This window comes from Micromonospora purpureochromogenes, from assembly GCF_900091515.1.
In the GTDB taxonomy this organism is placed as follows: Bacteria; Actinomycetota; Actinomycetes; order Mycobacteriales; family Micromonosporaceae; genus Micromonospora; species Micromonospora purpureochromogenes.
In genome coordinates this window covers 296,110-310,204 of sequence record NZ_LT607410.1, presented here as the reverse complement: position 1 = coordinate 310,204, position 14,095 = coordinate 296,110, and the positions used below count along the sequence as shown (strand labels likewise).

The window sequence follows — 14,095 nt, the reverse complement described above, 5'->3', positions numbered from 1 at the left end:
GGCATTCAGGGCATCACGACTGCTTGAACCTGCTGTTCCAACTGGCGATCTACGTGGCCGCTTGAACTAGTTCCCACTGCCACCTGCATCGCCGCCGGCGCCTCCGTCCGGCGGAGGTTGAAGGGGGTGATCAAGGGGGCCGTCATCGGACCGGGAGTTTCGTGGCTTCAACAGAGTGAGCACCATGAGCACCACGAGGGTCAGCAAGATCGCGACAACGACGATACGCCCTACTGTCTCGATCACTGACACCACGAAACAAGCCTACGGTCGCCGGTGAAGGAGGCCAAGCGGCGCAAGTGAGCCCGTGCCGTATCTGAGGTAGCGCGTCGGCGGCTTGTTCAATGGGGTGGTGACGGCGACATCGACCAGTCCTGCCAGTACTGACTGCGCCTGCCGCTGCGCGGAGGAGTTGGAGGTGCTTCGCGCGGAGCTGGCCGCCTTGCGAGCTGACGTTGCTCGGCTGCTGCCGCTGGCCGCTGGTGCGACGACTCAGGATCAGCCGGTCGCCAGCCGATCGGCCGGTGCTGCGGAGCGGCTCGCGATGGAGCGGGTGGCGTTGTTCCGCTCCCTGTTCGTCGGGCGCGACGACGTGTACGCCCAGCGGTGGGAGAAGGATGGCCGCAAGGGCTGGTACCCGCAGTTGGAGCGGGTGCCGGGGCAGACGTGGCAGGAGGCGAAGGAGGCCCGCCGGTACCGTCCGTTGACCGACGCGGTGCTGCACGACCACCTGTCCGGGCGGATCAGCATCGGGCTGTACCCGATGCTGGCCGATGACTCGTGTCGGCTTCTCGTCTGTGATTTCGATGGCGAGCAGTGGCAGCTCGACGCCCAGGCGTACGTCCAGGCCGCCGACACCGCCGGCGTTCCGACGGCGGTCGAGGTTTCCCGCTCGGGGCAGGGCGCGCATGTGTGGGTCTTCTTCTCTGAGCCGGTGCCGGCGCTGGAGGCGCGGGCGTTGGGGTTCGGGTTGCTGCGTGAGGCGATGGCTGTCCGCGGGGAGCTCGGGTTGGACAGTTACGACCGGTTCTTCCCTGCGCAGGACCATCTGCCGGCGAAGGGTGAGGGGCTGGGCAACCTGATCGCGTTGCCGTTGCAGAAGCAGTGCCGCGACGTCGGAACGACGGTCTTCGTAGACCCGGAGACGTTCACCCCGTACCCCGATCAGTGGGCGATTCTCGCGGGTGTCGGCCGCCTTGGCCTGGCCGACGTACGGCAATTGGTCGCGGAGTTGCGGCCGGTTGCGGTCGGCCCGGAAGCGGTGTTGTTCCGGTCGGCGCTGCGTCCCGAAGTGGCGGCGCCGGCCGTGGTTCATGCCGAGTGGGCGGGGATGCTCGCGATCCGCCGGGCCGGGCTGCCCGCGTCGCTGCTGGCTTCGCTCAAGCACGCCGCGTCGTTGGCCAACCCGGAGTTCTACAAGAACGAGAACCTGCGGTTGTCGAACTGGAACACTCCGCGTTTCGTGCGCTGCTACACGGAGGATCTGGAGTTCCTGTACCTGCCTCGGGCGATGGCGGACAAGGCCGCCGATCTGGTGGCGCAGGCCGGCAGCCGGCTGGACATCACCGACCGGCGCGCAGACCCGCCGCCCATCGACGTGACGTTCACCGCGACGTTGCGCGACCGTCAGCCCGCTGCGGTCGCCGATCTCGCCCGTCACGAGCATGGCGTGCTGGAAGCCCCGCCGGGATCAGGTAAGACCGTCATGGGCTGCGCGCTGATCGCGCACCACCGCACGCCTACCCTCGTGTTGGTGGATCGGGCTCCGCTGATGGACCAGTGGCGGGACCGCCTCACTGCCGTCCTCGACGTCGAGCCTGCTCAAATCGGGCAGATCGGCGGCGGGAAGACCAAGCCCACCGGGTACATCGACCTGGCCATGATCCAGACCGTCGCGCGCATGGATGACGCCGCGCAGCGGCTGGGCGGGTACGGGCTGGTCATCGTCGACGAAGCCCATCATGCGGGCGCACCCACCATCGAGAAGGCAGTCCGCCGCATCCCCGCCCGCCGATGGGTCGGCCTGACCGCCACCGCCTACCGCCGCGACGGTCTCGGGCCGGTCATTTTCATGCACTGCGGCCCGAAGCGGCACACGATCCCGATGATCGACAAGGGTGACCCGGAGGCGCTGCACCGTGGCCTGCACATCCACCACACCGACTTCGCGTTGCCCGCCGACGCCGACACCACCAAGCCCGGGGCGATCACCTCGGTGGTGTTCGGCGGCCTGGTCGCCGACGACACCCGCAACGAGCAGGTCAGCCAGGACGTACACGCCGCCCTCGCCCGCGGCCGCAACTGCCTGGTCCTGACCCGGCAGACCGCCCACGTCGAAGCCCTCGGGCAGCGGCTACGCGACCTCGGCCACGAGCCCCACCTGCTTTACGCCACCCGCAAGGCCAAAGACCTCAAGCAGGTACTCGCCTTCCTCGCCAACCCGCCCGCCGACGGACCACCACTGCTGGTTGTGGCGACCGACAAGTACGTCGGTGAAGGCTACGACTGCCCGAAGCTGGACACACTGTTCCTGGCCCATCCCGTCGCGTTCAAGGGCAGCATGGTGCAGTACGTCGGCCGGATCCTGCGCGCCCACCCCGGCAAGACCACCGTCGAGGTCCACGACTACGTCGACGAACGCGTCGGGGTCCTTGCCGCCATGTGGCGCAAGCGATCCCGGTCCTACACCCAACTCGGCTTCACCGCCATCGCCGGCAGTGGCAGCTGACCGTCCCCCGCTCGCATTCAGCCGAGCCGGGCCCGGTCGAGCCGGTCCAGCAGGCTCGGCTTACGCGCGTGCCGCTCCCGCAACTGCAGCACCCGCTGCCGGAACGCCTCGGCGTCACCGTCTCGATCGGCCAGCGCCTTCAGGTCGCACAGCAGGACGATGGCGGCGTCGTACTCCTTCCGTCGTTTCGTCTCGATCATCACCGCCACCCGCTGCCACTCCTGCTCCTGCCGTCCGGCGAGCGCGTTCAGCCGCTGCTCGCGGGCAGCGGCAGCCGCCCGCTCCCGGCGCTCCCGCTCGGCCGCCTCGCGCTGCTGGGCGAGCTGCTGCCGTCGTGACCAGCGTTCGTCCGCGGCGGCCAACAACTCCCCGGCGGTGCGTCCGGCGCCGGTGCTCTCGTTCGAGGCCGGCCCGTGGAAGCGCGCCAGCAGTTCCGAGCGCAGGTGCGAGTCGTCGCCGCGCATCAGCCGTACGACAAGGTCGTTCTTCTCCGGCTCGGGCAGCGTCTTTACCCAGCGGAGCAGCGTCGCCGCCGACGGCGTCTGCTTTTTCAGCGGCGTGCTCGCCTCGGCCGCCACGTCGAGCAGGTCCGGGTCCAGCCGCAGGAAGTCGACCAGGGCGCGCTGCGGCCCGGACAGGTCCCCAAGACCAGGCGGGACGGGCGGTTCCGGCTCGTCGTCGGCCAGCTCCCGATTCTGTACGCACAGCAGCCACGCCAGGTACAGCAGCCGCCGATCGCCGACGGCCAACTCCGCCCGGGCGGGAAGGATCGCGGCAAGGTGGCCCCCACCGTCGTACTCCTCGTCGCCGTCCTCGTCCTCACTGTGCAGGTCGAGGATCACGTGGGTGCGGGTCGCCCACGAACAGGCCGACTTCCCGACGCAGTACTCCGCCGCCGTCCCCGGGTCCAACACCGCGACCGGCAGTCGCAGCGCAACGCGGTGCGTGCCCCAGTTCGCCAGGTACAGGAACGCGTCGAAATACCGCTGCATCCACTCCCGCGGGTCGCCCTTCAGGTCACCCCACTGGTAGTCGTTGACGAAACTCGACGAGGTGATCCGCGCCCGCGTAGACAACGCCCGCAACTCACGCTGCTGCACCGAGGTCAACGGCCGGTCGACCGCCACGAACTCGTAGTACTGGTACTCACTCACCGTTGGTCACCTTCGCCACGAGGATCATCCGTTCACCCAGTGCCGGTCCGCCTCGACCCACTCCGTGCCGGCCGGTGACGGCTCCGGCAGTGGAAGATCGAGGATGCCGATCGCCTGACGGACTCGCCCTCGGTGGCAGACCGCAACCACTGCGCCGTGGCGCAGGTCAACCCGCCGCACCACCACCTCAACACCCAGAACCCGTGTCGTGAACGGCACCGCCAGGTGCTCCTCGATTAGCGTGTACAGGCCGGTCAACTGCTCGTCATCGTTGTAGGCGTCGACCGTCGCCTCGTCGACCAACGCGTCCAACTCGGCCCGGCTGAGTGCACCCACCGCAGCACCCTACGACAACTCCCGCGCTCCTTACCGGACCACCTTGTCCATTACGGCGTCCACGTGGAGCGCCACGCCGCCGTCAGGCTCGCCACGTCGGGGTACCGGTCGGCGGGCATCGCGCGGGTCGCGCGCGTCGTCAGCATCTCCTGCGCCGGGGATCCCCGCCAGCCGTCGGGGGAGTCGAGCAGCTGGTGGATCGCGCGGCCGAGGGTGTACACGGTGGTGCGCTGATCGATGACCGCGCCGCGGACGAACTCTTCGGGGGCCATGTATCGGCGCGAGCCGGGGAGACGGTCGGCGTCGAGGACGAAAGGTCCGAGTCGGTACTCGTCCAGGTCGATCAGTCGCATCCGGCGGGCGTCGAAGTCGTACAGAAGGCAGCCGTCGTACAGATCGACGGCTACGAAGCCCGCAGCCGTGACGGCCACGTGCGCGTCGAGGATCGCGTCGACAGCCGCCGCGACCTCCGGAAGCGGAAGCCGCTGGAAACGGGCCAGCGCGGTACGGTCCGAGCCGTTCCGGGTGGCGTGGTTGAGCACGTTGCCGTCGTGCCACGGGTACACCAGTGTCAGCCCGTCGGGACCGTCGAGGACCCGCTCGGGACGGACGATCGCCACGTGCTCAACCGCCGCGTGCAGGCGGATAGCCCGGTCCAGCGAAAGCCGGGCCTGCGGCGTGGTGGCCTTCTTCACGAACCAGCGACGCCCGCCGGACTCGACGCCGTAGGACAAGCAGCCGGAATCATGCCCGTCGAAGACCGTGAACGCGGACGCGAGCGGCAGGTCGGACATGATGGCGAACGCTACGCCCTCACACGGCCGGTGGATTGTTGATCGTCACGAACCGCCCCGGCCCATCTCACGAGGGGTCGTCCCGCGGCAGTGCGCCGCCGATGACGGTGTCGACAAGGTCGAGGAGGCGGTGGGCCGCGGCGATGGCGGGACGCAACTGCCGGGCGGCGGCCGGTTCGATGCGCTCGTCGAGGATCTGCCGCAGCATGACGGTGTCGGCGCCGGATGGAAGATCCAGATGTCGGGTGATGGCGGCATGGCGTGGTTGGTCACCGCGGGCGAGGTACTTGGCGGCCAGCTGCACCAGCATCAGAAAGCTGGCCGGGTGGTTCGGGTCGGCGCCGGTGGTGTCCGGGGTGCGGTGCCGGTCCAGTAGCGGCATGAACGCCAAGTCGGTGCGCGGCGGTGGTGGCGTGCGGTGCAGCAGGAGCCGACCGTCGGCGGGGAGGGCGGCGGTGGCGGTGGGCCACAGGTAAAGATCGACCAGGACGGGCAAGGTGGCCAGCTCGACGCACGCGGTCAGGTAGCCGCCGCCGGCTGGGGCGTTGCGGGGTTTGCCTCTGGTGAACAGCGCCGGGCCGGGCAACCGCAGGCCGGCGACCGGGTCATCGAATACGTCCTGCGGTGTGGTGTCGTCGACGGCCACGACGAGGTCGACGTCGCTGTACGGGTCGGCGCTGCCGCGCCCGAGGGATCCCACGAGCCATGCCGCGTCCACGAATCGCCGCTGCTGTAGCACGTCGACGGTGGCAGCGAGCCAGGCCGCACGGGCTTCAACCACGGCTGTCAACGGCGCAGCTTCCCTCCGCAGGGGCGGCAATGGCGCCTCGGCGGGCCTGCGCTGACTCATGCCGGTCGGTCCCAGCTACCCAAAAGCACTGCTGCCCGTACGGATTCGCGGAGGTCGCCGGCTGCTTCGGCCGAGTTCGGCGGTCGGCGCCGCGGACGCTCGCCGTTTGGCGGCGATGCTGGACCGAGAACTCCGGCCGTCGTCCAGGGGCGCTTGTGCCGCTGTAGTGGCCGGTACGCGGAGCAGCCGGTCGGCGTTGCCGTTGGTGCTCGCGTGGTCGACCCTGGCACCGAAGGTGAAGTGCGCCTTGAACGGCGGCCGGCACACCATCAGGTCGTCGCGCTCCTCAATGAGCCGCGGCGTCAGCGCGAGCGGGTGTGCCATGGACTCACCGTAGACGTTGCCGATGATCAGCATCGTCCCGCTTGGGTTGTCGAGGCGCTTCCGCAAGCCAGTCGAGGAGTCACGGAGGGAGAAGCCGGATCGTCGTTGCTGGCCGATGGAAGGCGGAGGGACTCGATGACCGCTGCACAGTTGAGTTCGATCGGACCGGAAACGTGTAGTCGTTGTGTTGGCAGTCCCGGCCAGTCGCCGCCGGTGTGCATTTCTGTGGCGAAAGATCGTAAATACCTCAGGTATCGGGGCGTCACGGTTTGAGACGACGTGAGGCGCGGCAGGGCGACTTTGAGCGCTTCCTCGCCTTCCCCGAGTTCGACTGCCATGCACGGTTGGACGTGGTTGAGTGCTCGGACCGAGACGGCCAGACGTTTCCGTAGGGGTTCGAGTGCCGCGCGTCGTTCGCTGGCGTGGGCGCGGGCAGATGCGTAGACGGTTTTCGGTCCCCGATCAACCAGGTGCACGCGGTTTTGTCCGACGCTCAGGCCGCGGAGGTCGTCGAGACGCTCGATCATTGCCCCGATGAGCGGCTCGGCGACTTCCATACCTGTGGTGCTGACGACCCAAGAGGCGAATTGTTCCGGGGCGGCGATCGTGGGGAGGTAACGCCACAGTGGGCTGAAGGCGGCTGCTTCGGTGCCACTGCGGTTGAGGGCAGCGGCAAGGTGTCTGATGAGGGTGGTCTTCCCGCTGCCATCGATCCCGTCCACGAAAATGATCATCGGGATGCCGACTGTTCGATCACGCGTTTCGTGGCCGCGAGCGCACCCGGCACGCGGGCGGCGAGCCGCTCGGCCTGCTCTATGTCGCTTGCGCCTGCGCGGCGGTAGGCGTCGTAGTCCCCGAGGAGCAGTCTGAGCTGGCTGTCGGGCCGGTCGCGTAGCGCCTCGATCACGTCGGGAAGCCGCAGGCCTACTTCTGGCGCTCGGCGTGTGACGAGCAGCCGACCGGCGCTCGACAGGACGGACAACACCCGGCGTGCGGTGTCCTCGCGTTCCGATCCTGTGCGGTGGCTCGCGGCCAGACGGGTGACGGCGAACTCGTGCAGTACGGCAAGGTCACCAGCGAGGTCGGTCAGTTCTGGAGAGGTGGTGGGGGTAGGGGCAGCACCTGCGATCACGGCGGTGTCGAGCCCTACGCGGCGCACCACCGAATGCATTTTCATGTCGTACAGCGGGCCGAGGCGACGGGCGTCGCCCCCGTGGCTGTCGGCGAGGTGCAGGGACGCGCGAGGACCGTGGCGTTGGGCCGCTTCGCTGACGATCTCGTGGAGCGCCGTGGCGGCGGCCGACGTGGGGGGCAGGTTCCAGGCGATGAAGTCGACGTCGCTCCAGCCCTCGATAAAGTCTCCTCGTGCCGCGGATCCACACAACCCGACTCCGGCATCCGGATGTCCAGCGATGGCGGCCTGAGCCTCTGCTGCCACCTGGTTGACCAGGCGGCTGAGTGTCCGGCTGAACGGCAGGGGATGAGCGGCACGCCAGGTGATGACGGCAAGGGCGCGATCCAGCATCTGCTGGAACTGGGGATGGCTGGCGGCCTGCCGGGCGGCGAGAGCGTCGAGCCAGCGGGCCTGGACGAAGCCTTCGTCCCGGGCCGGCGTCGTGGCGGTGGTGGCTGTCGTGAATAGGAACCAGTCGACGGTCTTCGCGGCTGGTGTGCCGTCGTTGTCGGTGAACCTGTATGCCTCCTGCCCGAGATACGCGCTGTAGTGCGTGTCGGTTAGTCCGGCTTCCTCGGCCACCTCCCTTTTGGCTGCATGAAGTGGCGCCTCGCCCGGCTCCAGTCGGCCCTTGGGGGCGACGGTCTGTCGTTCACCGGTCTTGCGGATCTGATCGAGGAGCAGGATGTGAGGGGAGCTGAGGTCCTCGGTTGCGACGACGGCACCGGAGGAGGCGTATCGACGAGTCATGGCTGGAGGCCTCCCGAGAATGGCTGGATGCTCTGGAACGCGTCGCGCAGACGAGCCCTGAAGGTGATGATGTCGGCGGTGTTGTCGACCCAATGATCGGTAATGGCGCGCCAGGCCGGGATCTGTTCGTGGACGCGTTTCCGCTCGTCCTTGCGTCGGATGATGCGTCGAGCCTCGTCGGCGGTCAGCCCCCGGGCCTCTGCCAGGCGCCTGACGCGGACGAGTTCTGGTGCGGTGATGAAGATGATCGAGCATGGCGCCGGCCACTTTCGCTTCACAGTCGTAGCCAAACCGGCATCGATGAAGCTCTCGACTGCCAAGGGCGTCTCGCCACCGTCGGGCAGTTCGAGGAGTTTCGAGACGAACTCGTCGTACCCGAAGTCTTCCCGGGTCTCCACCCCTTCGTGGTAGGCCTGTCGGCCTGAGGTGAGTCGCACGAGGATATTCCTGATCTTGACGCGGTGCGCGCCGAGGGCGGCCAGATACTCGCCTGCGCTCGACTTTCCGGCCTCGCTGGTACCGGCGAGGAGGAGCATCGGAGGTGTGTCTGGCTGCCGCATCACGATGCTCCCCTTATCCGGCGGATCACCGCGGTGACGCTGGCGGGCAGATCATCTGGGTTGCCGATGCCGACGCGGATGACCGGTACAGCGGCCAGTGCGTCGAGCGCCTTCTCCCCGGAGTTGAATGCGGGAAGACTGCTGCTGATGGTGACATCGTCGGCCGAGGAAAAGATCGAGACGTGGTCCAGAGTCGGGTCGCGTAGCTTCGCCTCGTGGTCGTTCACAGCGGCGCGCAGCAGATCCCGGGCGGCGAGAGCTGGCGCCTCACGCAGCTCGCCGGGCGCAAGGCCGTGATCCGGAATGACGATGAGGTTCAGTGGCAGTGGGCGGTTTCCGTCCGTGGTGGGGGCGGGAAGATCGACCGGGTAGAGGAGCCGTTCGGTGGCGTGGGGTGCCAGCAGCGGCGCCATGTCGGCGCGTACGTGCCAGGGCAGGGTGGGCATGGGTACGACGCAGGGCTGGCCGCCGGGGAAGACGGTGAAGGCGAACTCGTCGACCAGCAGGCTGCCTCCGCGAGCGGCCACGCCCAGCGCGAGGGACGTCTTGCCCTGCCCACGTCCGCCGTCCAGCACCGCTATGGCGGACCGTCCGCCGTCTGCGGTCACTGCACTCCCGTGCAGGAGCGCCAGTTCTACGTCCTTCATGACGGCCACGGATCGTGCCGCGGCCTGGAGTACCCCGATCTCCAGCGCGGCGGGATCGCCAGCTAGGTCCGTAGCCAGTTCCAGTAGGACCTCACCTCTGTCGACGTCGACGGTCAGCCGGGTCTGGTGTCCACCACGTACCTGCATAACCTGCCCGGTCGGTATTGTCGGCAGCTCTGTGTCAGCGAGTCGGGCGACAAAGCGCCGCAGGCAGCGTGGTGCCGACTCAGCAATCCGTATCTCCAGCGCGCGGTTGCCGGCTTTCAGAAGACTCATCACCGCTCCCCGGGCTTACGGAGGACGAGCCACATCGAGTACCGACGGTGTCTGCCGCGCACCGGGGGCGCCGGGGTCGACACGACACCCTCCTCCGATGTCACGGTCGCGTACTGCCGGATGCCGCACGCTGCCGCGAGGAGATACAGCTCCTGGGCGGTGGTGAGGTGGGCGTAGCCGGGCGCCGCTCCGCTGGCCTTGTTGGCGAGATAGATGATGTCGCGCGTGGGCAGCGGCCGTGAGCCGGTCAGACGCTGCCCCCGCCATCGCGCAGCGCGCGCGGCCAGGTCCAGCAGGTTGGCGATACGAACAAGCCCGAACCGGCCGGCGTAGTGCCAGTTGAACGTCTCCACCAGGACGGTGCCTCCCGGGGCGCACACCCGCCACATCTCGTGCAGGGTCTCCACCCGCTCGGCCTCGGTGGCCAGCGCGTTGAAGGAGAAGCGGAGGCACCACACCTGGTCGAAGCTGTCTGCCGGTAGCGGCAGGGCGTTCATGCTGCCGAGCACGAAGGTGCCGTTCGGGCACGCGACCCGGGCAGCGGCCAAGGTGGCCTCGTTGATGTCGACGCCGGCGATGCTGCCACCCAGTGCGGTTATCGCCCGGGTCACACGACCGGCACCGCACCCCACATCGAGGATCCGCGCTCCCGCGTCGAGCCGGTGGTAGAGCGCCTCCTCGCAGGGACGCAGCGGTGCGGTGTCGTAGAACGACGTCTCACCCGCGTAGTGGATCTGGTTCAGCGCGCGAATCATGGCCGCGTAGTCGATCTCGGTGATACCGCCGTGGGTAGTCGTCATCGCAGTCCCAGTCCTCCGTCGACGTGCAGCGTGCTGCCGGTGATGTACGACGCCCTCGGCGACAGCAGAAAGGTGATCGCGTCCGCCACCTCTTCCGGTTCACCGCAGCGCCTGAGAAGGCAGCGGTGACCGGCGGCCTTGTCGGGGGTCATCTGTGTGGCGATCGCGCCCGGCACGACCGTGTTGACGCGGATGCCTCGGTCGGCCAGTTGCCGGGCGGTCACTCGGGTGAGCGCCTCCACGCCGCCTTTGGCGACCGCGTACCCGAGTCGCTCCAGGTGCCCGAAGTGGGCGTTGACGGAACTTACGTTGACGATGGCGGCAGGAGCGGCGGCGTACGCGACGAACTCACGGATCACCAGGAAAGCGGAGCTCAGATTGACCGCGAGCATCCGCTCCCACTCCGCGACGTCCGCATCGATGATCGAGGTGCGCTCCACCGCTCCCGCGCAGTTCACCAGCCCACCCAACGATCCCGGCTTGACGTGATCGGCGAAGAACGACCGCACCTGCTGCTCGTCCGCGACGTCAACGTCGTGCCAGGAAGGGCCCTGGTCTCCGCGTGGAACGTCTGCGGGCACATGAATATCGAGCCCGTACACGGGGAGGCCCCTGCTCGTGATCGCTCGCACGGTGGCGAGCCCGATACCCCGCCCGGCACCCGTCACGATCAGGGCGGATGGAACTGTCTCGTGCTCCACTGGCACCTCCCAGGGTCGTGAAAAGCCAGGGCGGATCTGACGAGCGGTCGCGCCCCGTCTCTTCACACTCGCCCTCAGAGTGGCTGTCGTGAATGCCGAGCATGCGGACGAAGTGGTTGTCCGCATACGGCGCGCCTTTTGGCTGGCGGCCATGTTGCGCTGTTCCCGGCGTTCCTGGTTGCGCCGCGCTGAACACTGAGTGACCCTATGTGCGCGATGTCCACGCTGCTCAATGCCATAAGGCTGCGAGCAGCCCGAAAGGCGGTGCCATGGGCCAGACCCCGCGGGCGCTCCAGCCGTCCCTGTCCGAGCGCCACTTCTTCGGCGCCGAACTGCGTCGGCTCCGCGAACGCGCCAATCTCTCGCAGGCGCGGCTGGGCACCATGATCCGTTTCAGTGCCGATCTGGTGCGTCGTGTGGAGACGGCCGACCGGTTCCCCTCCCGAGAGTTCGTCGAGGCCTGCGACAAGGCGCTGGCGACCGGCGGCTCCCTGATGCGCCTGCTGCCGCTGCTCGACAAGAACCGGACCAGCGAAGGCAAGCCGACCGCCTCACCAGCCGGTGGCGGCGGCCTCAGCAGCGTGCTGTCCGGTCGTCCGGCAGAAACGTCGGGGCTGGCCGAGATGGTCGCTCGGGTTCCGTTCCAACCTGGTGTCCTGGATCGCGCCGCTCTGGACTGGCTGAACGCTCCGGCGGGACCCCGGGTGCCCGTGGCCGGACGACCCGGTTCGCCTGACCAGGTTGACGATGAGGATCTTCACTCGGTGGAGACCGCTCTGGCGATGTTCCGGCAGTTGGACCACACCCACGGCGCCGGACGAGTCCATGCCCAGGTGCAGCGGTATGTCGAAGGCGAACTGAATCGGCTGCTGGCAAACACTCCCATCTCCGAGGCTGTTGGTCGGCACCTCTACACCCTGGCGGCGGGATTCTTCGAGTTGTGTGGCTACCAGGCGGTCGACATCGGCGCTCATGGCCTCGCGCAGCGCCGCTACCTTCGCGCTCTGCGTCTGACGGAAGCTGCCGATGACCGCCTGTACGGCAGCTACCTGCTCGCCGTGAATATTGGCCACCTCGCGCTGCACTGCGGGCACCCTGAGCCGGCACGGCGCATGGCGTTGACGGCGGTGAGAGGAAGCGAAGCCCAGGCGACGCCTGCTGTGGCAGCCGCGCTGCACGCGGTGGTGGCGCGTACGCACGCCCGCCTTGGGCGCGAGGGCGACTGCCTGACCCACCTCGACGTCGCGGAGAGGCAACTGGCCCGCAGCAGGCTCGAGGACGAGCCGGCGTGGATCCGGTACTTCGACGCGGCGTACCTCGCCGACGAGATCGCGCACTGCTTCCACGACCTGGGCCGACCGCAGCAGACCCAGCGGCACCTGGGCGACGCCCTCAACGCGCTGAGCCCCACCCATGTCCGGCGGCTCGCCATCGACACCGCGCTCCTGGCCTCGTCCCTGGCCGCTGCCGGCCGCATCGACGAAGCCTGCGCCACCGCACGCGAGGCAGTTGACTACGCCGCACGAACCACCTCACACCGCTGCCTGCAGCGCATCGTCGAGGTACAGGCCGACCTCGAGCCCTACCGGTGCGAGCCGGAGGTCCGCGAGTTCGGCGAGTACGTGCGTCACCGACTACCGCTGGCCGCTGTGTAACCCCCGTGACCGTTGGCCGCATCCGCCATCACCGAGCGGTAGTGAGCCAGCTCTGCCTCCAGCGCCGCACCCGCTCGACGGGACGCCGCCACGTAGTGACCGACATCAGGAAGGAGCAAGACCTCCGGCGCCATGCCGAGAGACGTCAACTCGTCGGCGAGTTCGCGCACATCCTCGACCACGGCCACCTCGTCGGCGGTGCCATGAATGAGCAGCACCGGCCGCTGGACAGCGGCGGCACGGACCCGGCCGGCACCACCTCGCAGCCGCATCGCGTGCGCCCGCTGGAACCGCGGCACCGTCTCCGCCCACCGGTCAGGATCCACGATCGCCGACACGGCGGTGGCTGCGGCGAACGGGCCGTCCTGTGCCACCGCGTGCAACGCGGTGTATCCGCCGGCGCTGGCACCACGGATGAACACCTGCCCGGGCGCCGCCCGCCCGGTCGACAGCAGGTGAACCGCCACCGCCGCGCAGTCATCGACGTCGTCGAGACCCCACCGGCCGTACAGCGATTCCCGGAACGCCCGGCCGTATCCGGTGCTACCCAGGTAGTCGACATCAACGACGGCGAACCCGCGACTGGTGAAGAACTGCGTCTGCCAGTCCAGGCGCAGCAGGCAGGAGGCGGTAGGCCCGGGATGCGCCCGGACGATCACCGGTGCCCGCCAGTCCGCCGCCGAGCCCGTCGGCGGATAGACCAGGGCAAGCACCTCCCGATCACTCGCCACTCGAACGCGCAGCTCCGTCGGCGTCGATACTCGCGCCCCGTCGAGTGCGGCGTGCTCCGACCTGGCAAGCACCTCCACCTGGGGATCGGCACCAGCTAGGTGCACAAGCGCTACCTGCGGGGCTGCGGTCGGTGACGATCCGATCAACGCCACCGTCCTCCCTCGAACGGCCAGGTACGGCTTGATCGACGTGTACGGGAGGTCGACCGGGCGGACAGTGCCGCCGGGCTCGATGACGACAAGGCGGTGTCGCGGCCCCTCCTGCACCGCCACGACGATCCGACCGTCGTCGAGGAAGCCGTACGACGCGTAACCCAGCTCCCATGGCTCCGCGGCGCACTCACCCGCGATCGGTGCCACCGCCTCCACCTTGAGGCCGTCCCACCGGTAGAGGTTCCACCAGCCACTGCGGTCCGACACGAAGTACAACGCCCCGTCGGGTCCCCACCGCGGCTCCACCGCAGACTCATCCGGACCACCGGCCAGTTTCACTGGGCCCTCGACCTGACCACGCCGCGAGTAGGAGGCCACCCACACCTCACACGCATCCCAGGGCATGTCGCGCTCGCTCCACGCGGTCCAGGCCAACGACTCCGGACCCGGCCGAGGCGCGCC

General features: G+C 68.6%; 14 protein-coding genes. 2 read left to right on the top strand and 12 right to left on the bottom strand.

What is annotated here, in order from left to right:
- Positions 1-418: 418 nt before the first annotated feature.
- Positions 419-2,728: a DEAD/DEAH box helicase gene (locus GA0074696_RS01355; protein ID WP_088959409.1), complete on the top strand. Its 2,310-nt coding sequence runs from the start codon at positions 419-421 to the stop codon at positions 2,726-2,728.
- Between the two features lie 17 nt (positions 2,729-2,745).
- Here the strand turns inward: GA0074696_RS01355 and GA0074696_RS01350 are convergent, their stop codons facing one another.
- The 11 genes from GA0074696_RS01350 to GA0074696_RS01305 all read right to left on the bottom strand — a co-directional run bounded on the left by GA0074696_RS01350 (position 2,746) and on the right by GA0074696_RS01305 (position 11,094).
- Positions 2,746-3,882, bottom strand: coding sequence for a hypothetical protein (locus GA0074696_RS01350; protein WP_088959408.1), 1,137 nt, complete (start codon positions 3,880-3,882; stop codon positions 2,746-2,748).
- A 24-nt stretch (positions 3,883-3,906) separates the two neighbouring features.
- Positions 3,907-4,218, bottom strand: coding sequence for a calcium-binding protein (locus GA0074696_RS01345; RefSeq protein WP_088959407.1), 312 nt, complete (start codon positions 4,216-4,218; stop codon positions 3,907-3,909).
- A 50-nt stretch (positions 4,219-4,268) separates the two neighbouring features.
- Positions 4,269-5,012 carry a serine/threonine-protein kinase gene (locus GA0074696_RS01340; RefSeq protein WP_088959406.1) on the bottom strand — a complete coding sequence of 248 codons (744 nt, stop codon included), beginning with the start codon at positions 5,010-5,012 and terminating at the stop codon, positions 4,269-4,271.
- Between the two features lie 67 nt (positions 5,013-5,079).
- Positions 5,080-5,862: a nucleotidyltransferase domain-containing protein gene (locus GA0074696_RS01335; protein ID WP_088959405.1), complete on the bottom strand. Its 783-nt coding sequence runs from the start codon at positions 5,860-5,862 to the stop codon at positions 5,080-5,082.
- Between the two features lie 15 nt (positions 5,863-5,877).
- Entirely contained in the window at positions 5,878-6,219 is a 342-nt protein-coding gene (locus tag GA0074696_RS01330; RefSeq protein ID WP_088959404.1) for a hypothetical protein, read from the bottom strand.
- Positions 6,213-6,920, bottom strand: coding sequence for a hypothetical protein (locus tag GA0074696_RS30610; protein WP_157745752.1), 708 nt, complete (start codon positions 6,918-6,920; stop codon positions 6,213-6,215). The genes GA0074696_RS01330 and GA0074696_RS30610 overlap by 7 nt, the downstream gene beginning before the upstream one ends.
- Entirely contained in the window at positions 6,917-8,110 is a 1,194-nt protein-coding gene (locus GA0074696_RS01325) for an NUDIX domain-containing protein (protein ID WP_088959403.1), read from the bottom strand. Before GA0074696_RS01325 ends, GA0074696_RS30610 begins: the two co-directional genes overlap by 4 nt.
- Positions 8,107-8,646 (bottom strand): hypothetical protein, encoded by a 540-nt coding sequence (locus GA0074696_RS01320; protein WP_088959402.1) that lies wholly within the window; start codon positions 8,644-8,646, stop codon positions 8,107-8,109. Before GA0074696_RS01320 ends, GA0074696_RS01325 begins: the two co-directional genes overlap by 4 nt.
- Before the next feature lie 23 nt (positions 8,647-8,669).
- Positions 8,670-9,593: a hypothetical protein gene (locus GA0074696_RS31580; RefSeq protein WP_231925222.1), complete on the bottom strand. Its 924-nt coding sequence runs from the start codon at positions 9,591-9,593 to the stop codon at positions 8,670-8,672.
- Positions 9,593-10,393: a class I SAM-dependent methyltransferase gene (locus GA0074696_RS01310; RefSeq protein WP_088959401.1), complete on the bottom strand. Its 801-nt coding sequence runs from the start codon at positions 10,391-10,393 to the stop codon at positions 9,593-9,595. The genes GA0074696_RS31580 and GA0074696_RS01310 overlap by 1 nt, the downstream gene beginning before the upstream one ends.
- A complete protein-coding gene (locus GA0074696_RS01305; RefSeq protein ID WP_088959400.1) occupies positions 10,390-11,094 on the bottom strand; it encodes an SDR family NAD(P)-dependent oxidoreductase in 705 nt (234 codons plus the stop codon). Before GA0074696_RS01305 ends, GA0074696_RS01310 begins: the two co-directional genes overlap by 4 nt.
- A 269-nt stretch (positions 11,095-11,363) precedes the next feature.
- On the opposite strand from GA0074696_RS01305, the gene GA0074696_RS01300 reads away from it, so the two are divergent.
- Positions 11,364-12,749 carry a helix-turn-helix domain-containing protein gene (locus GA0074696_RS01300; protein ID WP_088959399.1) on the top strand — a complete coding sequence of 462 codons (1,386 nt, stop codon included), beginning with the start codon at positions 11,364-11,366 and terminating at the stop codon, positions 12,747-12,749.
- Here GA0074696_RS01300 and GA0074696_RS32385 read toward each other — a convergent pair.
- Entirely contained in the window at positions 12,722-13,909 is a 1,188-nt protein-coding gene (locus tag GA0074696_RS32385) for an alpha/beta hydrolase family protein (protein WP_088964286.1), read from the bottom strand. The two genes, GA0074696_RS01300 and GA0074696_RS32385, sit on opposite strands and share 28 nt — an antisense overlap.
- Between the last annotated feature and the right edge of the window lie 186 nt (positions 13,910-14,095).

Coding starts and splice junctions, on each gene's coding strand:
- GA0074696_RS01310 (WP_088959401.1), bottom strand. CDS start 10,393: ATGACGACTACCCACGGCGGTATCACCGAGATCGACTACGCGGCCATG.
- GA0074696_RS30610 (WP_157745752.1), bottom strand. CDS start 6,920: ATGATCATTTTCGTGGACGGGATCGATGGCAGCGGGAAGACCACCCTC.
- GA0074696_RS01335 (WP_088959405.1), bottom strand. CDS start 5,862: ATGAGTCAGCGCAGGCCCGCCGAGGCGCCATTGCCGCCCCTGCGGAGG.
- GA0074696_RS01330 (WP_088959404.1), bottom strand. CDS start 6,219: ATGCTGATCATCGGCAACGTCTACGGTGAGTCCATGGCACACCCGCTC.
- GA0074696_RS01320 (WP_088959402.1), bottom strand. CDS start 8,646: ATGCTCCTCCTCGCCGGTACCAGCGAGGCCGGAAAGTCGAGCGCAGGC.
- GA0074696_RS01325 (WP_088959403.1), bottom strand. CDS start 8,110: ATGACTCGTCGATACGCCTCCTCCGGTGCCGTCGTCGCAACCGAGGAC.
- GA0074696_RS31580 (WP_231925222.1), bottom strand. CDS start 9,593: ATGAGTCTTCTGAAAGCCGGCAACCGCGCGCTGGAGATACGGATTGCT.
- GA0074696_RS01340 (WP_088959406.1), bottom strand. CDS start 5,012: ATGTCCGACCTGCCGCTCGCGTCCGCGTTCACGGTCTTCGACGGGCAT.
- GA0074696_RS01300 (WP_088959399.1), top strand. CDS start 11,364: ATGGGCCAGACCCCGCGGGCGCTCCAGCCGTCCCTGTCCGAGCGCCAC.